Here is a 20075-nt window from a genome sequence, read left to right as displayed (position 1 = left end):
GTGTGAGAACGCGGGAGGGGGGCCGCATCGTCGATGAGGCCGCGGTGATCGCCCGGGTGCGCGCCGGAGAGCCGGAGGCGTACGCGGAGCTGGTGCGGGCCCACACGGGCATCGCGCTCAGGGCGGCGGCGGCGCTCGGGGCGGGTGCGGACGCGGAGGACGTGGTGCAGCAGGCCTTCGTCAAGGCGTACTGCGCGCTGGGCAGGTTCCGGGTGGACAGGGCCTTCAGGCCGTGGCTGTTGTCGATCGTCGCCAATGAGACGAGGAACACAGTCCGTACGGCTGCCCGGCAGCGCACGCTCGCCGGCCGGGAGGCGGCCTTCGTGGAGGCGGAGCCGCTGATACCGGAATCGGCGGATCCGGCGGTGGCGACCCTGCAGACGGAGCGCCGTGCGGCCCTCCTCGCCGCCCTGGAGCAGCTGAGCGAGGAGCACCGCCTGGTCGTCACCTACCGCTATCTCCTGGAGATGGACGAGTCCGAGACGGCCCAGGCCCTGGGCTGGCCGCGCGGGACGGTGAAGTCCCGCCTCAACCGCGCCCTGCGCAAACTGGGCCGACTCCTGCCGGATTTCGAGCCCCGGGAAGGGGGTGAAGAGCGTGAGTGAAGGACGCGACGCGCACGGACGGGACGCGTACGGCGGTGAGGGTGGCAGCGGCCCGGTGGGAGCCGGCGGCCGGGGGCCGCGCGGCCGTGACGGCGACCGGGGTCCGGGATCGCGAGGGCATGACCGGTGGCGCCGTGAGGACGGTGCTTCCCGGCTGCCGGACGAGCTGCGGGCGCTGGGCCGGTCACTGGACCCGGACGGCGCGGAAGGCTCGGAGGGCGCGGGCCGCGGCGACGGTTCTTTCCGCTCCGAGACGATGGTCGAGCGGGTGCTCGGGCAGATACTGGCCGAGCATCTGGCGGTCCCGGTCGCCGAACCCCGGGGCTCGCGGGAGCGGCTGCGCGCGGTACGGCGCTGGACGCGCACGCGGTGGCGCTCGCTGACCGCGGCGCTGTGCGGCCTGCTGACGGTGCTCGCGCTCACGCCTCCGGTGCGGGCGGCGGTCCTGGACTGGTTCGACTACGGCGGGGTGCGGGTGCGGTACGACCCGTCGGCGGTGCCCTCGGCGGGCGCCGAGGTGCCCGGCTGCGGGACGTCGGTGTCGCTCGGTCAGGCGCGGCACCGGGCCGGCTTCGAGCCGCTGGTGCCCGACCGGCTCGGCGTGCCGGACACGGTGACGGTGGCGGGCGAGCCGCACGGCCGGTTCCTGGTCAGCCTGTGCTGGCGGGAGAGCGGGCAGGACGGGCGGACGGTCCGGCTGGACGAGTTCCCGGCCTCGCTCGACGTGGGCTTCACCAAGCGGCTGCGGGAGTCACCGGAGTGGATCGGGCTGGGTGGGGAGCCGTCGGCGTCCGGGCTGCAGCGGTACGCCCTGTGGTTTCCCCACCCGCATCTGCTGAGCTTCTGGCTGGTCGACGCGGACGGTGACCGTTTCATCCGAGAGGAGCGGACCGCGGGGCCGACACTGCTGTGGACCCACCCGACCGAGGACGGCCGCGGCGAGGTGACGCTGCGGCTGGAGGGGGTGGCGTCCAGGTCCAGGGTGGTGGAGATCGCGAAGTCCCTCGAGGCATCGACGCCGGCGCGGAGATCTTCGCCTTGATGTGCGGAGGGTGGGAACCCCGGCGGGTCGGGCGGTGTACCAGAAGTGACACGCGGCTCGCGGTGGGCCGCAGGGATCGACTGGCTGGGGGATCGCATGTGGAGGGGTCTGGTTCGTGAACTGACGGCCGTGGCGGGGGCGTTGGCGGTCGTGCTGGGGGTGGGGATGCCGGGCCGGGCCGCGGCTTCGGGGCACAACGGTGACTCCTCGGTGCCGCGGCCGTCCGAGGACGCCCCGGCGTCACCGCGGGCTCCCGGCCGGGACGTCCCGGATCTGGCGATGATCGTCGCGGGCGGCACCGGGCGGACGGCGGTGCTGCGGTCCGGTGAGCCGGCCTTCGCCCGGCTCCGGGAGCTGCTGCGGCCGACGTTCGAGGGGACGGAGCGGGTGCCGGAGGAGTGGACCGAGGGCCGCTATCCGCCGGTGGACTTCACCGTGGTCTGGGGGCTGACGGGGGTCGGGGGCTGGCCGCAGACCGACCGGGCGCCGGGCGATGACGTGGCCGTCGAGCGGCAGGACCAGCTGTTCGTGGCGCCGGACGGCACGCCCTGGATACGCAGCGATCCCGCGCCGCACGTCCCGGACGACGACATCCGCTGGCATCGGGCACCGCGCTCGGTGTTCGTCCGGCTGGAGCGGGAGAAGGTGCTCAGCGGGTTGGGCGGGGCGGAACACGGTGACAACCGGGGTGCCCAAGACGCGGCAGGGCAGGAGGCCGCGGGGGCGGAGTCCGGCCGGGACGGTGTCCGGTGGGCGGTTCCGGGGCTGGCCGTGGGGATCGCCGTGGGGGCGGGAGGCACCGTGCTGATACGCCGCGCGGCGGCCCGGCGAGGTGCGGGGCCGCCGCGGGAGGAACCACGACAGGAACTCATCGATCTGTGAAGACCGACCTGGGAGAGCCGATCTCCGAGAGTCGCCGGTCTTTGACAACTCAAGAGAGTGCGTCGGGCGTGGGGCGCGCTCAGCCCAGGTCGATCTCCGGGTACAGCGGGAAGCCGGCCACGAGGTCGGTCGCGCGGTGGGAGATCTCGTCCGCGATCTTCGGGTCCAGGACGTGCTGGGCCTTGGACGGCGCGCCCGACTTGGTGGTGCCGGGCTCCGCCGTGGTCAGGACGCGGTCGATGAGGCCGGCGACCTCGTCCATCTCGGCGGTGCCCAGTCCGCGGGTGGTCAGGGCGGGGGTGCCGATGCGGATGCCGGAGGTGTACCAGGCGCCGTTCGGGTCGGCGGGGATGGCGTTGCGGTTGGTGACGATGCCGGACTCCAGCAGCGCGGCCTCGGCCTGGCGGCCGGTGAGGCCGTAGGAGGTGGCGACGTCGATCAGGTTGAGGTGGTTGTCGGTGCCGCCGGTGACGAGGGTGGCGCCGCGTCGCAGCAGGCCGTCCGCCAGCGCCCGGGAGTTGTCGACGATGCGCTGGGCGTAGTCCTGGAAGGAGGGCTGCCGGGCCTCGGCGAGGGCCACGGCCTTGGCCGCCATCACGTGCGGGAGCGGACCGCCGAGCACCATCGGGCAGCCGCGGTCGACCTGGTCCTTGAGCGAGTCGTCGCACAGGACCATGCCGCCGCGCGGGCCGCGCAGTGACTTGTGGGTGGTGGTGGTGACGATCTGGGCGTGCGGGACCGGGTCGAAGTCGCCGGTCAGCACCTTGCCCGCGACCAGACCGGCGAAGTGCGCCATGTCCACCATCAGGGTCGCCCCGACCTCGTCGGCGATCTCCCGCATGATCCGGAAGTTCACGAGGCGGGGGTATGCCGAGTAGCCGGCGACGATGATCAACGGCTTGAAGTCGCGGGCGGACGCGCGCAGCGCCTCGTAGTCGATCAGGCCGGTGGCCGGGTCGGTGCCGTAGGAGCGCTGGTCGAACATCTTGCCGGAGATGTTCGGGCGGAAGCCGTGGGTCAGGTGGCCACCGGCGTCCAGGGACATGCCGAGCATGCGCTGGTTGCCGAAGGCCTGCCGCAGCTCGGCCCAGTCCGCCTCGCTGAGGTCGTTGACCTGGCGGACGCCGGCCTTCTCCAGGGCGGGGGTCTCGACGCGCTGGGCGAGCACGGACCAGAAGGCGACGAGGTTGGCGTCGATGCCGGAGTGCGGCTGGACGTAGGCGTGCCGGGCGCCGAAGAGGGCCTTGGCGTGCTCGGCGGCGAGGGACTCGACGGTGTCGACGTTGCGGCAGCCGGCGTAGAAGCGGCGGCCGATGGTGCCCTCGGCGTACTTGTCGCTGAACCAGTTGCCCATCGCGAGCAGGGTGGCCGGGGAGGCGTAGTTCTCGGAGGCGATCAGCTTGAGCATCTCGCGCTGGTCGGCGACCTCCTGACCGATGGCGTCGGCCACGCCGGGCTCGACGGCGCGGATCACGTCGAGGGCTGCGCGGAAGGCGGTGGACTCGGTGGAGAGGGGCTGCTGCTCTGTCATGTCGTCGGCCTCCGGGTGGCGTGGCTTGAAGCGTTCACGGTTCACGGTTGGCCCAGGCGCACGGCACTCGCTCACCCTGTCGGCGACAGGGCCTGGGCCGCTCCCCGATGGTCGGTCCCATCCCAGCGCGCCAGTCACGGCCCGTCGGCCAGCCTACCGGGCGTGCCGCACACGTGAGATCCCACGTCCACCATGCGAGCGAGGATAGGAAGAGGGACATCTGCACTCGCCGTCGTCGGCTTCATCGCAGCTCTCGGCACCGCTTGCTCTCGGCACCGTCCGCCTCTCGGCACCGTCCGCCTCTCGGCACCGTCTGGAGATCCCGTGACCGCTACGGAGACACTCATCGCCGCCGCCGACGCGCACAGCGCGCACAACTACCACCCGCTGCCCGTGGTCGTCGCCTCGGCCGACGGCGCCTGGATGACGGACGTGGAGGGGCGGCGCTATCTGGACCTGCTGGCCGGGTACTCCGCCCTGAACTTCGGCCACCGCAACCGACGGCTGGTGGAGGCGGCGAAGGCTCAGCTGGACCGGGTGACGCTCACGTCGCGGGCGTTTCACCACGACCGGTTCGCCGCGTTCTGCGCGCAGCTCGCCGAGCTGTGCGGCATGGAGATGGTGCTGCCCATGAACACGGGCGCCGAGGCGGTCGAGACCGCGGTGAAAACGGCCCGCAAATGGGGCTACCGGGTCAAGGGCGTGCCCGCGGAGATGGCGAAGATCGTCGTCGCGGGCAACAACTTCCACGGCCGTACGACGACCCTCATCAGCTTCTCCACCGACACGGAGGCCCGGGCGGACTACGGGCCGTACACGCCGGGCTTCGAGATCGTGCCGTACGGGGATGTGACCGCGATGCGTTCGGCGGTCACGGAGAACACGGTGGCCGTCCTGCTGGAGCCGATCCAGGGCGAGGCGGGGGTGCTGGTGCCGCCCGCCGGATATCTGCGGGCGGTGCGGGAGCTGACGCGGGAGCGGGATGTGCTGTTCGTCGCCGACGAGATCCAGTCGGGGCTGGGGCGGACGGGGCGGACCTTCGCCTGCGAGCACGAGGGCGTGGTGCCCGACGTGTACGTGCTCGGCAAGGCGCTGGGCGGCGGGATCGTGCCGGTGTCGGCGGTGGTGTCCAGCGCGGCGGTGCTCGGGGTGTTCCGGCCCGGGGAACACGAGTCGACGTTCGGCGGGAATCCGCTGGCCTGTGCGGTGGCGCTGGAGGTGATCGCGATGCTGCGGACGGGCGAGTTCCAGGCGCGGGCGGCGGAGCTGGGCGAGCATCTGCACCGGGAACTGGGGGCGTTGGCGGGGACGGGCCGGCTGACCGCGGTGCGTGGGCGGGGGCTGTGGGCCGGCGTCGACGTCCATCCCCGCCACGGCACCGGTCGGAAGGTGTCCGAGAAGCTGATGGCCCGGGGCGTGCTGGTCAAGGACACCCATGGCGCGACGATCCGGATCGCGCCACCACTGGTCATCACCGAGGAGGATCTGGACTGGGGCCTGGACCGGCTGCGGGACGTGCTCGGCGAGTGAGACGCCCTGCGGGTTGGACGCCCTGCATCGACCGTAGGTCTCCTCACCGGATCACATGCGGCAGGAAGCGGGCGTACTCGTCCGTGATCAGCCCCGACGACTCCCGGATGCCGAGGCCCGCCGGCTCGTCCTCGACGACCCAGGCACCCAGGACGACGTGGTTGCCGGAGAAGTCGGGCAGCGGGGCCAGCTCCTGGTAGCAGCAGGGCTCGTCGCGCGGCACCGGCTCGGTGCCGGGCTCGTGGATCGTCACCCCGGCGCCCTCGCGGCCGAGCAGGGGCTTGGCGACATGGCCCGTCGTGTGCGCGAGCTCCCTGGGGCCGTCGAGATAGGCGGGGAGGAGGTTGGGGTGGCCGGGGTTGAGTTCCCAGAGGATCGCCAGCAGCGCCTTGTTGCTGAGCAGCATCTTCCAGGCGGGCTCGATCCACAGCGTCGTGCCGGTGCCGCCGCCGTTGTCGAGGGTGTCGAGGACGTGTCCGGCGAAGGGGTCGGTGGTCAGCCACTCCCAGGGGTACAGCTTGAAGCAACTGCGGATGAACCGGAGCTGGTTGTCGACGAAGCGGCCGGACAGGGGGTCCCAGCCGATCTCCTCCATGGAGATCCAGTCGGTGTCCAGGCCGGCCTGGTCGGCGGTCTCCTTGAGGTAGGCGACCGTCATCAGGTCCTCGCCGAGTTCGTCGTCCGAGGAGTGCGCGAAGTAGAGGGGGCTGCCCGGCGGGAGCAGGGCGGCCTGCTTCCGCCAGGCGGCGATGAGGCGTTCGTGGAGGGAGTTCCACTGGTCGGCGCCGGGGAAGCGGTCCTCCATCCAGAACCACTGGGGGGAGGCGGCCTCGACCAGGGAGGTCGGGGTGTCGGCGTTGTACTCCAGGAGTTTCGCCGGGCCCGTGCCGTCGTAGCGGAGGTCGAAACGGCCGTAGAGGGAGGGGAGTTCGGCCCGGCGCCGCCAGGCCTCGGCGACCGCGTGGGCGACGCGCGGGTCGGTGATGCCGAGGTCGGCGAAGCGACCGGTGGTGACGATGTGGTCGGCGGCCCACAGGCACAGGGCGTGCAGTTCCTCGACGACTTCCTCCAGGGCCTCGACCTCGGGAAGGGTGAAGGAGTAGTAGGCGCTCTCGTCCCAGTAGGGGCGCAGGCAGCCGTCGGGGTGGCGGGTCAGCGGGTAGACGAGCCCCTGTTCCTCGACGATGCGCTGCCAGTCGGGGCGCGGGGTGATGCGGTGGCGTTCCATGGGCGGTGACGGTCCTGTCCGATGCGCCGGCTCAGCCGCCGGAGCTGCCCTTGCCGCCGCCGAAGCCGCCGCGGGAGACACCGTGGCCGCCGCCGGAGCCGCCCGAACCGCCGGACGCCTTGCGGGGCTTGGTGAAGGAACCGTCGTCGACCCAGCTGCCCTTCTTCTTGCCGCCGTAGTACCAGGTGCCGTGGGCCGAGGACTTGGTGGAGGAGCAGTTCTTGTCGGCGACGACCTTGTAGCCCTTGGCGAGGTTGTAGCTGTCGCGGTCCACGCACCGCTTGTCGGGGTCGGAGGAGCAGGCGGTGAGGGCGGCGGCGAGCAGGCCCATGCCGCCGAGTACGACCGTGCCCGACCGGAGTTGTCTGCGTGCGTCCGCCATGGTGTGTCTCCCCGTTGATGTGACTGCCGGTGTGACCGTGGGTGCGGCCGCTCGCTGCGGCCGTTCTGGACGCCAGCCTAGAGATCGGGCGGAGATCGGCCCCCGGCACCCCCACCCCGGGCGTTCTCCCCTACAGTCACTTTGTGATCTTTGGGATGGTGTGCGCGCTCGGAGCGGCGGTCTGTTTCGGTACGGCGACGGTGCTGCAGGCGGTTGCCGCGCGGGCCGCGACCACCGGTGGCGGCGGTGAGGCCGCACTGCTGCTGCGGGCGCTGCGGCAGTGGCGGTATCTGGCCGGACTCGGGCTGGACGGGCTGGGGTTCCTGCTGCAGATCGCGGCGCTGCGGTCGCTGCCCATCTACGCGGTCGCCGCGGCCCTGGCGTCCAGTCTGGCGGTGACCGGGGTGGTCGCGGCACGGCTGCTGCACGTGCGGCTGAGCCGGATGGAGTGGAGTGCGGTCGGCGTGGTGTGCGCCGGACTCGCGATGCTGGGGCTGGCGTCGGGGGCCGAGGGGGACCGTCACGGCTCCATGGCGCTGAAGTGGGCGATGCTCGCGATCGCCGTGGCGGTGCTGGCGCTCGGGCTGGTGAGCGGACGCTGGTCCGGGCGCGGACGGGACTTGGTGCTGGGGTTGGGGGCCGGGTTCGGGTTCGGGGTGGTCGAGGTGGCGGTCCGGCTGATCGACTCGCTCGCACCGCTGAAGCTCCTCTCCAATCCGGCGACGTACGCCCTGCTGATCGGCGGCGGTGCCGCCTTCCTGCTGCTCACCTCGGCGTTGCAGCGCGGTTCGGTCACCACGGCCACCGCCGGCATGGTCATCGGCGAGACCCTCTGGCCGGCGACGGTGGGCGTGGTCTGGCTCGGCGACCGGACCCGGGAGGGGCTCGCCTGGCTGGCGGTGCTGGGATTCCTCGTCGCGGTGACGGGAGCCCTGGCTCTGGCCCGGTTCGGCGAGGCCCCAACCCCGACCGAACCGGCAACCTCCCAGGACCCGACTGCGGAACCGTCGGCCTGATGGACTGAGCGACGCGCTCAGCAGCTGAAACCGGCGGGCCTTGGCAGCCGAGGCCGGTCCGCTGTACGGACAAGACCAGCGACCGACGGCCACAGCGGCCGAGACCGCCACCCTGAACCACCGAGCCCGACGCGCTCAGCAGCTGAGACCGGCGGGGCTGAGCGACCGAGGCCGGTGCGCTGAACGGCCGAGACCGACGGCCTTAGCGGCTGAAGCCGACGGCATGGGCCACTGAGACCGACGCATGAGCGGCCAAGATCGACGACCTTGGGCCAATAAGACCGACGCGCAAGCCACTGAGGCCGACGACCGACCCCCTGAGCCACTGACACCAAGGCGCGAGCGGCTGAGACCGGCGGCATGAGCGGCCGAGACCGGCAGTCGGCGGCCTTGGCGGCCGAGGCGGTGCGCTCAGCGGCCGAAACCGGCGACCGACGGCTCCAGTGACTGAAGCCGACGGCCTGAGCGACTGGGACTGACGGGCCAGCGGCCGAAACCGACGCCCTGAGCCACTGAGACCGGCGTGCCGCGCGGCTGGGACCCGCAGGCCTGAGCGACTGGGACCGGCGCGCGAGCGGCCGGGCCGGCGACCGACGGCCTTGGCGAATGGGACCCACGCGCGAGCCACTGAGGCCGGCCACCGGCGCCCTGAGCCCCTGAGACCACGGCGCGAGCGGGCGAGACCGGCGACCTGAGCCACCGAGACCGGCGCGCGAGCGGTCGAGATCGACGCCCTGAGCTGCCCGGACCGGCGCGCGGCCGGCCCGGACCGGCCGAGGCCGGCGGTGTGAGGGAGCGAGGTCGGTGCGGTGGGTGGCTCCCGGGGCCGCGTGCCGCGCTCAGCCCATCGCCTCCATGATGCCGTCCCACAGGCGTGACCTGGCCTCCAGGGCGAGGATCGCCGTCTCGACGGCCTGCTCCCAGCGGGTGTCGTCCGTGCCGCAGAGGTCCGCGACCATCTGCATGGCCATGGGGGTGTGTTCCTCGCCGTCGACCTCGATGTGGCGGGCGAGGTAGTCGCAGAAGAGCGGGAAGCGTTCCGTGCCCTCCTTCTTGATGACCTGGTCGAACATGTCGGGGATCAGGTCCTCGCGGGAGAAGGCGAAGGCGGCGGCCCGGCAGTGCAGGGGGCTGTCCTCGATGATGCCGAAGGTCGTGCGCACGAAGTCCGAAGCGGGGAGCGGGACTTGGGCGCCCCGCAGGGCCGCCGGTACGCCGTGGCCCTCCCCGATCAGGCCGAGGAACGCGTCGATGCGGGTCGTGTCGGCCCCCGCCTCCTCCATCCCGGCGCGGTAGAGCTCGAAGTGGCTGGTGAAGCCGCCGTTCAGTTCGTCGCTCTCCTCGACGAGGACGATGTCGTTGATGAGGCGCCGGCTGACCTGTGATCCGAGTGGACGCCAGGGGACGTCGACGCAGGTGAGTTCGCGTTGCAGCGACTTCAGCAGGGACATGAAGTCCCACACCGCGAAGACGTGGTGGGCCATGAACGTGGCCATGTCGGCGCGGCTGTTTATGTGCCGGTAAATCGGGTGCGCGGTCACTTCTTTCCGTGCGGATTCGATCACGGAACGGGCCCGGTCGATTCCTTCGTGCTGCATTTCCCAGTCGTACCTGGACATTGTTCTCCTTCGGTCGGGAAGATGAGGGAAAGTCGGGGGAAGGCGATCGTGCAGCTTTTACGCGTTACTCGGCAAGCGCTTCCGGGAATTCTGCGGAAGTTACCTCAAGTACGCATCCCTACAACGCATCAAGGCACCCGAAAGACTGATAAAGAGTAACGATCCGGACACTCGGAAAAACCGTCGTTGAAAATTGAACGCCCTGTGGAGATCTTGCGTACTAGACGTCGTGAGCAGCAATCCCGTCACCGTCACCGTGGCCTACCACGTGGTGCCGGGCCGTGAGGCCGACTTCCACTCGTGGGGGTGGGCGATGCTGGGCGCGAGCGCACAGCAGCCAGGCTTCCTGGGGGGTGGCGTCCTTGTCGACCGAGAGGCGGAGTGGCATGTGGTCTATCGCTTCGCCAGCGAGGGCACGGCCCGGGCCTGGGAGGACTCCGCCGAGCGGGCGCAGTGGGACGTCCGGACGGCGGGCTTCGCCAGGCAGGCGGAGCGCCGGAGCGTACGCGGATCCAAGGTGTGGTTCGACTCCCAGACCATCGCGCCGAAGGCTCCGGCCCCGCCTCCGAAATGGAAACTCTGGTTCATCAACATGAGCGCGGTCTTTCCGCCGGTGCTCCTGTTCAATCTGCTTGTCATTCCCTATCTCGGCGGACTCAATCCGCTCGTCCGCACACTGCTGTTGTGCCTGTGTGTGACGGCACTCGTCACCTGGATTCTGATGCCACGGCTTCAGCGTTTCTTCAAGAAGTGGCTGTATCCACCGCTCCAGGCGCTGCGCGGACGGCACAAAAGGCGGACCGCATAGGCCCGGAACGAAAAAAGGGAGGTGGGCGGGTGAAGACCCTGCTCATCGACAATTACGACTCGTACACGTACAACCTGTTCCAGCTGATCGCCGAGGTCAACGGCGAGGAACCGGTCGTCGTCCTGAACGACGTCGCCGACAGAATTCCCGATCTGGTGGGGTATCTCGCGGAATTCGACAATGTGGTGGTCTCGCCGGGGCCCGGGCACCCGGCCGAGCCGCGGGACTTCGGGCTCAGTGCGGCCGTGCTCGCCGCGTCCGCGATCCCCGTGCTCGGCGTCTGCCTGGGGCACCAGGGCATGGCGCTCGGCGAGGGCGCCCGGGTGGAGCCCGCCCCGCAGCCACGGCACGGGCATCTGTCCGCGGTCCGGCACGACGGACGGGACCTGTTCCTGGGGCTGCCGCAGGGCTTCACCGCGGTGCGCTACCACTCGCTGGCCGTGCGCGAGCCGCTTCCGGAGACCCTGGAGGCCACCGCCTGGGCGGAGGACGGTGTGCTGATGGGGCTCAGGCACAAGAGCCGGCCGCTGTGGGGAGTGCAGTTCCATCCGGAGTCGGTGCTGACCGAGTACGGCCACCGCATGCTCGTCAACTTCCGGAATCTGACGGCGGAACGGGCCCGTAAGCAGCGTACGAAGAACACCGCCGTCACCCCGGCCGCGGCGGCGATCCCCCAGCCGGCGGTCCCGCGTCCCCGGCACACCCCATCCCCGGCGACCCCCTCCCCGGCCACCGCGCCGGTCGTCCCGCGTCCCCGGCGCGCGGCCCCCGCCTACCGTCTGCACACCCGGCGCATCGCCGGCGCGGTCGACGCGGAGGCGGCCTTCACACGGATGTACGGGGCCTCGCGACGGGCGTTCTGGCTGGACAGTGCCCTGGTGGAGGAGGGGCTCGCACGGTTCTCGTTCTTCGGTGACGACAGCGGGCCGCTGGCGGAGTTCGTCCGTTACGACGTCGACAGCGGCCGGTGCGAGATCGAGCGCGCCGGACGGCCGCAGCGCAAGGTGGCGGCGAGCGTCTTCGACTATCTGCGACGGCAGTTGACGAACCGTCGGGTCGACGGCACCGGGCTGCCGTTCGACTTCACGGGGGGCTATGTCGGCTACTTCGGCTACGAGACGAAGGCCGACTGCGGGTCGCCGAACCGGCACTCCTCCCCGGTGCCGGACGCCTGCTGGCTGTTCGCGGACCGGATCGTCGCGGTGGACCATCTGAAGGGGTTCACCTACGCGGTCTGTCTCGCCGAGGACACCCCTCAGGCCGCGCGGGAGGCCGAGGACTGGCTCGAGAGCGCGCTGGCGCAGCTGTCGTTCGTCGCCGCCGACTCCGGACCGTCCCCGCGGGCCGCACGGACGGAGCCCGACCTCGGTGCCGCGGAGCCCTGGCTGGTGCGGGACCGGGCGAGGTATCTCGCGGACATCGAGGCGTGCCAACGGGAGTTGCACAAGGGCACCAGCTACGAGATATGCCTGACGAACGCGGCGCGCTTACCCGCCCCGCCGGACGCGTTCGACTTCTACCGGGTGCTCAGGCGGGTGAATCCGGCGCCGTACGCGGCCTTCCTTCGCTTCGGGGACGTCGACGTGGCCGGCTCCTCCCCCGAGCGGTTCCTGCGGATCACCCGGGACGGGGTCGCCGAGGCACGGCCCATCAAGGGCACCGCGCCCCGGGGTGAGGGGCCCGAGGAGGACGCCCGGCTGCGGGACGCGCTGGCGGCGGACGCCAAGACCCGCGCCGAGAACCTGATGATCGTCGACCTGCTCCGCAACGACCTGGGCCGGGTCTGCCGGACCGGCTCGGTGCGGGTGACCCGGCTGATGGCCACCGAGACGTACGCGACGGTGCACCAGTTGGTCTCCACGGTCGAGGGACGGCTGCGGGAGGGCACGGACGCGGTGGACTGCGTGCGGGCCTGCTTCCCCGGCGGCTCGATGACCGGCGCGCCCAAGCTGCGCACCCTGGAGATCATCGACTCCCTGGAGACGGAGGCCCGGGGCGTGTACTCCGGCGCCCTCGGCTACCTGGGGTGCAGCGGGGGCGCGGATCTCAACATCGTCATCCGTACGGCCGTGTTCGCCGACGGGCAGATGCAGCTGGGGGCCGGCGGCGCGATCGTGCTGGACTCCGATCCGGTCGCCGAGTACGACGAGATGCTGCTGAAGACGGCGGCCCAGATGCGGGCCCTGCACCTGCACACCGCGGAACGGATCCGCGAGCAGCGGCAGCACGCCTCGGCCCGTGCCGACGCCCGTCAGGAGCGCGCCGCGAGCGAGGAGCCGGTGCGATGACGACTCCGCAGAGCACGCTGGCCCCCGCCGACTCCGACGCGCCGGGCAATCTCGCCGCGCAGCTCGCGGGGCTCGCCGAGTGGCGGGGCTGGACCGACCGGCCCGCCTTCCACCAGGGGCACCGGGTGTGGACCCACGGCCAGGTGCACGCCCTGGCGGCGAAGGCGGCGACCGTGCTCGACGGGCACGGGGTGCGGCCCGGGGACCGGGTGGTGATGGCACTGCCCGACGGGATCGCCTGGGTGACGGCGTTCCTCGCCACCGCCCGGCTCGGCGCCGTCGCCGTCCTGGTCAACCCCGAACTCCCCGCCGCCGACCACGCGTTCATGGCCGCGGACACCGACGCCGTGCTGTGTGTGACCGGACCGGGCCTGGAGGACCGCTTCGCCGGCCGGGAGCAGCTCGGCGCCGACCAGCTCCTCGCACTCAGCGCCACCGCCGGACCGGCCCCGGCCCACCCGGTCGACGCGCAGACACCGTTGTACGTGCAGTACACGTCCGGTACGACGGGCCGTCCCAAGGGCGTGGTGCACACCCACGGCGACCCGAAGACGTACCACGACCTCATCGGACGCCGGCTGCTGCGGATCAACCGGGACGACGTCACCCTGTCGGTGTCGAAGCTGTACTTCGCCTACGGCTTCGGCAACGCGTTCGTCTTCCCGCTGTTCTCCGGCTCCTCCGCCGTGCTGGTGGACCGGCGTCCGACCCCGGCCGCCGTGGACGAGCTGGTCGCCCGGCACCGGGTGACGCTGCTGTACTCCGTGCCGTCCGCCTACGCCGCGCTGGTCGCCGACCGGGGCAGCGGGCACGAGGCCTGCTTCGCCTCCGTGCGGGCCGCGGTGTCGGCGGGCGAGGGACTGCCGGACGGGCTCGGCGAACGGATCACCGAGCTGCTCGGGGCGCCGGTGCTGGAGCAGATCGGCTCCACCGAGGCCGGTCACGCCTTCTGCGCCAACGGCTTCGAGCACAACCACCCCGGCACCGTCGGGCGTCCCGTGCCCGGCTTCGAGGTGGAGCTGCGCGACCGCGCGGGGCGGCCGGTCCCGGACGGCACCGAGGGCGAACTGTGGGTGCGCGGACCGACGGTGACCCCCGGCTACCTCAACCGCCCCGAGGAGACGGCCCGCACGCTGGTCGGCGGCTGGCTCGCCACGCACGACCGGGCGGTGCGCGAACCGGACGGCGCCTACCGGCACCTGGGCCGCGCCGACGACATGGAGATGGTCGGCGGGATCACCGTCTCCCCGCTGGAGGTGGAGGCGGTGCTGCGCACCCATCCGGCCGTGAAGGAGGTCGCGGTCGTGACCGTCACCGACGGCACCGGCGCCGGCCGGCTGCGTGCCTTCGTCGTCCCCGTCACGCCCGCCCCCGACGGCCTGCGGGACGACCTCCTGCGCCTGGCGCGCGAGCGGCTCGCCGCCTTCAAGGTGCCCCGCAGCGTGAGTCTGGTGGCGTCCCTGCCCCGCACCCCCACCGGCAAGCTCCGCCGTCACCTCGTCCGTCAGGGCGCCTGGTGACCATCACTGAAGGGAACGTCCAGATGCGACAGCAGCAACCACCGCTCGCCGACCGGGGGTTCTACCTGGGTCAGGTGTTCCGCCGGGCGGCCGACCGGCACGGCGCCGTCTTCGTCACCCTGGACCGGCCGCTGGACACCCACCCCGCCCTCGGCGTCGACCTCACCTACTCGGCGCTCGCGGACGCCGTCGAGGACCTGTCGGGCCGGCTGTGGGCGGCCGGGGTACGCCCCTCGGAACAGGTGGTCGTACACAAGACGGACAACGTCGACATCGTGCTGCTGACCTGCGCGATCTCCCGGATAGGGGCGGTTCCGGTGCTCCTGTCCCCGGCGCTGGCGGGCGAGGTGGTGGGGCAGTTGGCCGAGCGGCTGCGCGAGCCCTGGCTGGTCACCGACCGGGCCAAGCTGGAGGGGCCGCTGAAGGGGCTGAAACCGGCCGTGCGGTGCGTGCTGTCGGTGGACGACGCGCCGGGCGCCGAGTCCCTGGAGAAGCACGCGGGCGCCGAACGACCGGCCCCGGTGCGTCTGCATCCGCGCGAACCGTCGCTCATCACCCACAGTTCCGGCACGACCGGCCTGCCCAAGCTCGCCGTGCACTGCCCGAACACCATGTGGAACCGGCTGGTGCCGCAGAAGGCGATGGGCTGGCCGACGCGCGGCGAGACGGCCGCGCTGCACATGTCGTTCGTGCACTCGCGCTTCTACCATCTGCTCGGCGTGCTGCTGCACTTCGGCAGCCCGCTGGTGCTGATCACCGACCCCGACCCGGCGACCGTGGGCCCCCTCCTTACCCGGCACCGGCCCGGCATCGTCGAGACCCACCCCAACACCTTCGTGCTGTGGGAGGAGTTGGCGGACGCACCGGGCGCGCCCCTGTCCCGGGTGAAGTCGTACGGCTCGACGTTCGACGCGATCCATCCGCGCACGGTGCGGCGGCTGCTGGACGCCTCCAAGCGCCGTACGCCCTGGCTGATCCAGCTGTACGGGCAGAGCGAGACCGGGCCGGTCGCCTTCCAGTGGTTCACCCGGCGCAGTGCCGCCCGCGCGGACGGGCGGCGGGTCGGGATCGGGATACCGGGGTTCACCCGGGTACGGATCACCGGGCCCGACGGACGGCCCGTGGCGCCGGGCACGCCCGGACGGATCGAGGCGCGCACCCGGGGACGGATCCTCACCTATCTCGGCATGCAGGACCGCTACGACCGGCAGCTGAACGACGGCTGGTGGGAGATGGGCGACATGGGGCATCGCAGCCGCCTGGGCGCCCTGTACCTGATCGACCGGGAGATCGACCGGATCGACTCCGTCCACAGCAATCTGGAGGTCGAGGACGCGCTGATGGACCGCCTGGAGGAGCTGCGTGAGGTCGTCATCGTGCCGGGCGCGGACCGGGAGCCGGTGCCGGTGGTGTGCGTACGGGGCGAGCGACCACTGGACCCGGAGCGCTGGCGGGAGGCGACCGCCGATCTGCCGGCGCTGGCCGAGCCTCGGCAGTGGCGGTTCGAGGAACTGCCGATGACCGCGACCTGGAAGGTCAAGCGGGTGGAGATCAGCCGGATGCTGACGGAGGGCGCACGCGCGTGAATCCGGTCGTGGTGGTCGGAGCCGGTCCCGTGGGGCTGTCGGCGGCGCTCGGGCTGCGGGCGCGCGGGCTGCCGGTCGTGCTGCTGGAGGCGGACGCCGAGGACCGTGAACGGCCCGGCAGCCGGGCCCTGTTCGTGCACCGCGAGACGCTCGCGCTGCTCGACGGGATGCTCCCGGGGCTGGCCGGGGAGATCACGGCGTACGGGCGTACCTGGCAGACGAAACGGACCCTGTACCGGGGGCGGGAGGTGTACTCCCGCACCTTCCCGCCCCCGTCCGGCCCGCCGCCCTTCACCAGCCTGCGCCAGGTGGACACCGAGCGCTTTCTGCGGGGGGCCTGCGAGCGGGCGGGGGTGGAGTTCGTGTGGGGCACCCGGGTCACGGGCGTGCGGACGACTCCGGACGAGGCGGTGCTGACCTGCGCGGACGGGCGGGAGTGGAGCTGCGGGTACGTCGTGGCGGCGGACGGCGCGCGGTCGGCCGTGCGGCGGGAGCTGGGCATCCCCATGGAGGGTGAGCGGGGCGAGGGCTTCCATGTGGTCGTCGATGTGGCGGAGGCCGAGGACACCGAGCCGGTGTACGAGCGGGTCTTCCACTACGAGCATCCGGGCGTCGGCGGGCGCAGTGTGATGCGGGTGCCGTTCGCCGGGGGCTTCCAGGTCGATCTGCAGTGCCGGGACGACGACGCGCAGGAGGACTTCGGGACCCGGGAGGCGGTACGGCGGTGGCTGCCGACGGTCGTGGGCGACGGGTACGCCGAACGGATCCTGTGGGTGTCGACGTACCGCTTCCTGCGCATGGTGGCGGCCTCCTTCACGGATCAGCACCGGCGGGTGCTGCTCGTCGGTGAGGCGGCGCACCTCTTCCCGCCGTTCGGAGCGCGCGGGATGAACAGCGGGATCGCGGACGCGGCGGCTGCCGCGGAGGCGGTCGCGGCGGGTACGGCGGACGCGGTCGGCGAGTTCGCACACGTGCGGCGGGCCGCGGGGCTGTTCAACAGCGCCGCCGCCCAGACCGCGCTCGACCATCTGCGGCCCCGGCGCCGGATCGTCCGGGCCAGACAGCGCGCGGCGGCGGTCCTCGCGCCCATGCTGCCGTGGTGCGGGGCATGGCTGGAGCACGCGCCGTACGGGCCGCGCGACGGAGCCCCGGTGGTCGCCGGCGGCAAGTACTGAGGGAGGTGCGGCTGTGACGCAACCGGTCATCGCCGAGGGGCTGTTGGCGTGGACGCCCGCCGGTGGGCTGGTACCGGCGGGCGAGCCGGGAGGGCGGCTGCTCGTCGCGGACTCGTGGCTCGTGCGGGACGGCAGGGTGCGCGGTTTTGACCGGCACCGGGAGCGGTTCCTGCGGGCCTGCGGAGAGGTCGGCGGGCCGCCGCTGAGGCGGTTGCTGGAGTTCTGGCGGGACATGACCGACGCGCTGCCGCGGACCGGCGAGTGGTTCCCGCGTGTCGAACTCGCTCCGGGCGGCACGGAGTTGCGGCTGCTGCTGCGGCACTCGCCGCCGCTCGGGACCGGGGTGCGGGTCTGGGCCACGGGCCAGTCCGACCCGCGGACGGTGCCCCGTCGCAAGGGCCCGGACCTGGACAAGCTGGCCCGGGTCCGCCGACGCGCCGCGGGCGAGGGAGCCGACGAGACGGTGCTCGTCGCGCCGTCCGGAGCGGTGCTGGAGGCGGCCACGGCCAGCGTGCTGTGGTGGGAGGACGACACGCTGTGTCTGCCCCCGCCCCAGCTGCCCGTCCTGCCCGGCGTCACCGTCGCCCTCATCCAGGAACGGGCCCACCGCGAAGGCGTCCGGCTCGCCCACCGCACCCGGACCGTGGCGGAACTGGACGGCCGCGAGGTGTGGCTCGTCAACGCCCTCCACGGGATCCGGCCGGTGACGGACTGGACGGGCGGGTCGATCCAGCCGGCCCCCGCGACGCACGCCCCGGAATGGCGGGCCTGGCTGGACGACATCATGGAGCCGCTGCCGGAGAAATAGAAGGAGAAGAGCGCACAGAATACGGGCATCGACGCATATCGCCGATGCCCGTGTCTGTCATTCCTTTATCACGTGCTGTTCCTCGGTCCGACGTTACTTCTTGGCCGGCTGATAACCGCCCGGCGCCATCCGCGTGGCGATGGCGATGCGGTTGTAGGCGTTGATGACGGTGGCGGCCCAGATGAGTGCCGCGATCTGGTTCTCCTCGAAGACCTCGGCGGCCTCGGCGTAGACGGCGTCCGGCACGCGGCCGTCGTGGACCAGGGTCACGGCCTCGGTCAACGCCAGTGCGGCGCGCTCGCGTTCGGTGAAGAAAGGGGTCTCCCGCCAGGCGTTCAGGGCGTAGATCCGCTGCTCGGTCTCGCCCGCCGCCCGCGCGTCCTTGGTGTGCATGTCGAGGCAGAACGCGCAGCCGTTGATCTGCGAGGCGCGGATCCTGATCAGTTCCAGGAGTTCCGGTTCGACCTTGGCTTCCTGGGCCGCGGAAACGGCGGCGGCGTGCAGGGAGCCCATCGCCTTGGAGACGTCGGGGGTGATTTTCTTGAGGGCCACACGGGATATCGCGTCACTGTTGCTCATGGGACGACTCTATCCGGGCCGCCGTATTCAGGAATGGTGAATGCGGCAATTACGGCGGCGTCATTCGGGCAGTGCCGCGCACAGGGCGTCCAGCGCCCCCGACCAGGCGTGGTCCGGGGGTGTGCCGTACCCGACGACCAGCGCGTCGCGCCGCTCGACCGTCGCCTCGGGGTGCTGGTAGCGGTGCAGCCCGTGCACGGCGAGCCCCTGCCAGGCCGCCGCCCGCAGCGCCTCCTGCTCGGTGCCCGGCGGGAGCCTGAGGACGACGTGCAGGCCGGCCGCGATGCCGGTGGCGCGGACCTGCGGGGCGCTGCGGGCGAGCTGGGCCACGAGCGCGTCGCGGCGCCGCCGGTAGCGCAGCCGGGCGGCGCGCACATGGCGGTCGTAGGCGCCGGAGGTGAGGAACTCGGCGAGGGTCAGCTGGTCCAGCGCCCCGCAGCTGTCCACCCCGCCCTTGGCCTTCACCGCCTCCCGCAGCCATCCCGGGGGCAGGACCAGCCAGGCCAGTCTGAGGCCGGGGGCGAGGGACTTGCTGGCGGTGCCGGCGTAGACGACGTGGTCGGGGTCGAGGCCCTGGAGGGCGCCGACGGGCTGGCGGTCGTAGCGGAACTCGCCGTCGTAGTCGTCCTCGATCACCAGGCCGCCGGTGCGGCGGGCCCAGTCGACGACGGCCGCCCGCCGGTCCCGGTGCAGGGTGCCGCCCATCGGGAACTGGTGGGCGGGGGTGAGCAGGACGGCCCCCTGATCCGCCAACTCCCCCGGATCCGTGCCCCGTTCGTCGAAGAGCAGCGGGACGGTGCGCAGGCCGGCCTCGGCGAGCAGGTCCCAGTGCACGTAGAGGCCGTACGACTCGACGGCGACCGTGGCGGCGCCGCGTGCGCGCAGGACGGCGGCGAGGATCCGCAGGCCGTGTGAGATGCCGGAGCAGATCAGGATGTGGTCGGGGTCGGCGCGCACGCCCCGGGCGCGGGCGAGGTAGTGCGCGAGGGCGGTGCGCAGTTCGGCGCGGCCGCGCGGGTCGCCGTAGTCCAGGGCCTGGTGGGGGGCGGCGGCGAGGGCGCGGCGGGCGGCCTTGAGCCATTCGGCACGGGGGAAGGAGGCGAGGTCGGGCAGGCCCGGGACCAGGTCGTAGGCGGGGCTGCTCGGGGCGCGCGGGTGGGGCGCCGGCGGGGAGGGCGGGGTGACCGGGCGGTCGGCCACCCGGGTGCCGGAGCCCTGCCGTGCGGTGAGCCAGCCCTCCGCGACCAGGTCGGCGTAGGCCTCGGCGACCGTGTTGCGGGCGACGCCCAGGTCGGCGGCGAGGCTGCGGGAGGAGGGCAGCCGGGTGCCGGGAGCCAGCCGGCCGGTGCGGACCGCCTCGCGCAGGGCGTCGGTCAGGCCCCGGCGCACGCCCCCTCCCGTCGGCTCCAGATGCAGGTCGACGCCCAAAGTGGCCCAGGATTTCGCCATGGAAATGGACCATACCCCTGGGCTGCC

The 20075-nt window shown here is 72.3% G+C and carries 17 protein-coding genes and 1 riboswitch; of the genes, 11 read left to right on the top strand and 6 right to left on the bottom strand.

What is annotated here, in order from left to right:
* The first annotated feature begins 44 nt into the window (after positions 1–44).
* From MKW14_RS18220 to MKW14_RS18210, 3 genes are all read left to right on the top strand, one after another.
* Positions 45–605, top strand: a complete 561-nt coding sequence (locus MKW14_RS18220) for an RNA polymerase sigma factor (protein ID WP_240863612.1) — start codon at positions 45–47, stop codon at positions 603–605.
* A gap of 55 nt (positions 606–660) precedes the next feature.
* Positions 661–1647, top strand: a complete 987-nt coding sequence (locus tag MKW14_RS18215) for a hypothetical protein (RefSeq protein WP_374116574.1) — start codon at positions 661–663, stop codon at positions 1645–1647.
* A gap of 96 nt (positions 1648–1743) precedes the next feature.
* Entirely contained in the window at positions 1744–2529 is a 786-nt protein-coding gene (locus MKW14_RS18210) for a hypothetical protein (protein ID WP_240863578.1), read from the top strand.
* 79 nt (positions 2530–2608) lie between these two features.
* On the opposite strand, the gene MKW14_RS18205 is transcribed toward MKW14_RS18210, so the two are convergent.
* Positions 2609–4060 (bottom strand): glycine hydroxymethyltransferase, encoded by a 1452-nt coding sequence (locus tag MKW14_RS18205; RefSeq protein ID WP_240863577.1) that lies wholly within the window; start codon positions 4058–4060, stop codon positions 2609–2611.
* A gap of 43 nt (positions 4061–4103) precedes the next feature.
* A riboswitch (ZMP/ZTP riboswitch) is annotated at positions 4104–4208 on the bottom strand.
* 176 nt (positions 4209–4384) lie between these two features.
* Here MKW14_RS18205 and rocD point away from each other — a divergent pair.
* Positions 4385–5590, top strand: a complete 1206-nt coding sequence (rocD, locus tag MKW14_RS18200) for an ornithine--oxo-acid transaminase (RefSeq protein ID WP_240863576.1) — start codon at positions 4385–4387, stop codon at positions 5588–5590.
* A gap of 43 nt (positions 5591–5633) precedes the next feature.
* Here the strand turns inward: rocD and MKW14_RS18195 are convergent, their stop codons facing one another.
* The gene (locus MKW14_RS18195; RefSeq protein ID WP_240863575.1) at positions 5634–6818 is read right to left on the bottom strand and encodes a glutathionylspermidine synthase family protein; all 1185 of its coding nucleotides are present in this window, start codon (positions 6816–6818) and stop codon (positions 5634–5636) included.
* Between the two features lie 31 nt (positions 6819–6849).
* Positions 6850–7200, bottom strand: coding sequence for a hypothetical protein (locus MKW14_RS18190; RefSeq protein WP_240863574.1), 351 nt, complete (start codon positions 7198–7200; stop codon positions 6850–6852).
* 155 nt (positions 7201–7355) lie between these two features.
* Here MKW14_RS18190 and MKW14_RS18185 point away from each other — a divergent pair, with 155 nt between their 5' ends.
* Positions 7356–8216, top strand: coding sequence for a DMT family transporter (locus MKW14_RS18185; RefSeq protein WP_240863610.1), 861 nt, complete (start codon positions 7356–7358; stop codon positions 8214–8216).
* A gap of 839 nt (positions 8217–9055) precedes the next feature.
* Here MKW14_RS18185 and MKW14_RS18180 read toward each other — a convergent pair.
* Positions 9056–9814 (bottom strand): DUF3050 domain-containing protein, encoded by a 759-nt coding sequence (locus MKW14_RS18180; protein WP_240863573.1) that lies wholly within the window; start codon positions 9812–9814, stop codon positions 9056–9058.
* A gap of 250 nt (positions 9815–10064) precedes the next feature.
* Here MKW14_RS18180 and MKW14_RS18175 point away from each other — a divergent pair, with 250 nt between their 5' ends.
* Genes MKW14_RS18175 through MKW14_RS18150 form a run of 6 tightly spaced genes read left to right on the top strand, consistent with a single transcriptional unit; the run spans position 10065 to position 18020 of the window.
* Positions 10065–10643 carry a putative antibiotic biosynthesis monooxygenase gene (locus MKW14_RS18175; RefSeq protein ID WP_240863572.1) on the top strand — a complete coding sequence of 193 codons (579 nt, stop codon included), beginning with the start codon at positions 10065–10067 and terminating at the stop codon, positions 10641–10643.
* A gap of 29 nt (positions 10644–10672) precedes the next feature.
* A complete protein-coding gene (gene pabB, locus MKW14_RS18170) occupies positions 10673–12931 on the top strand; it encodes an aminodeoxychorismate synthase component I (RefSeq protein ID WP_240863571.1) in 2259 nt (752 codons plus the stop codon).
* Positions 12928–14451 (top strand): benzoate-CoA ligase family protein, encoded by a 1524-nt coding sequence (locus MKW14_RS18165; protein ID WP_240863570.1) that lies wholly within the window; start codon positions 12928–12930, stop codon positions 14449–14451. Before pabB ends, MKW14_RS18165 begins: the two co-directional genes overlap by 4 nt.
* A gap of 23 nt (positions 14452–14474) precedes the next feature.
* Complete coding sequence (locus tag MKW14_RS18160) at positions 14475–16037, top strand: class I adenylate-forming enzyme family protein (RefSeq protein WP_240863569.1); 1563 nt, start codon at positions 14475–14477, stop codon at positions 16035–16037.
* Complete coding sequence (locus MKW14_RS18155; RefSeq protein WP_240863568.1) at positions 16034–17212, top strand: FAD-dependent monooxygenase; 1179 nt, start codon at positions 16034–16036, stop codon at positions 17210–17212. Before MKW14_RS18160 ends, MKW14_RS18155 begins: the two co-directional genes overlap by 4 nt.
* Positions 17213–17225: 13 nt before the next feature.
* On the top strand, positions 17226–18020 hold the full coding sequence (locus MKW14_RS18150) for an aminotransferase class IV (RefSeq protein ID WP_240863567.1): 795 nt from the start codon (positions 17226–17228) through the stop codon (positions 18018–18020).
* A gap of 93 nt (positions 18021–18113) precedes the next feature.
* Here MKW14_RS18150 and MKW14_RS18145 read toward each other — a convergent pair whose 3' ends face one another.
* On the bottom strand, positions 18114–18599 hold the full coding sequence (locus MKW14_RS18145; RefSeq protein WP_240863566.1) for a carboxymuconolactone decarboxylase family protein: 486 nt from the start codon (positions 18597–18599) through the stop codon (positions 18114–18116).
* Positions 18600–18659: 60 nt separating this feature from the next.
* Entirely contained in the window at positions 18660–20048 is a 1389-nt protein-coding gene (gene pdxR / locus MKW14_RS18140; RefSeq protein WP_240863565.1) for a MocR-like pyridoxine biosynthesis transcription factor PdxR, read from the bottom strand.
* Between the last annotated feature and the right edge of the window lie 27 nt (positions 20049–20075).

Source organism: Streptomyces gilvus, from assembly GCF_022513565.1.
GTDB lineage: Bacteria > Actinomycetota > Actinomycetes > Streptomycetales > Streptomycetaceae > Streptomyces > Streptomyces gilvus.
This window is presented reverse-complemented; position numbering and strand designations above follow the sequence as displayed.

Coding starts and splice junctions, on each gene's coding strand:
- MKW14_RS18210 (WP_240863578.1), top strand. CDS start 1,744: ATGTGGAGGGGTCTGGTTCGTGAACTGACGGCCGTGGCGGGGGCGTTG.
- MKW14_RS18205 (WP_240863577.1), bottom strand. CDS start 4,060: ATGACAGAGCAGCAGCCCCTCTCCACCGAGTCCACCGCCTTCCGCGCA.
- MKW14_RS18195 (WP_240863575.1), bottom strand. CDS start 6,818: ATGGAACGCCACCGCATCACCCCGCGCCCCGACTGGCAGCGCATCGTC.
- MKW14_RS18190 (WP_240863574.1), bottom strand. CDS start 7,200: ATGGCGGACGCACGCAGACAACTCCGGTCGGGCACGGTCGTACTCGGC.
- MKW14_RS18185 (WP_240863610.1), top strand. CDS start 7,356: ATGGTGTGCGCGCTCGGAGCGGCGGTCTGTTTCGGTACGGCGACGGTG.
- MKW14_RS18180 (WP_240863573.1), bottom strand. CDS start 9,814: ATGCAGCACGAAGGAATCGACCGGGCCCGTTCCGTGATCGAATCCGCA.
- MKW14_RS18165 (WP_240863570.1), top strand. CDS start 12,928: ATGACGACTCCGCAGAGCACGCTGGCCCCCGCCGACTCCGACGCGCCG.
- MKW14_RS18160 (WP_240863569.1), top strand. CDS start 14,475: ATGCGACAGCAGCAACCACCGCTCGCCGACCGGGGGTTCTACCTGGGT.
- MKW14_RS18145 (WP_240863566.1), bottom strand. CDS start 18,599: ATGAGCAACAGTGACGCGATATCCCGTGTGGCCCTCAAGAAAATCACC.
- pdxR (WP_240863565.1), bottom strand. CDS start 20,048: ATGGCGAAATCCTGGGCCACTTTGGGCGTCGACCTGCATCTGGAGCCG.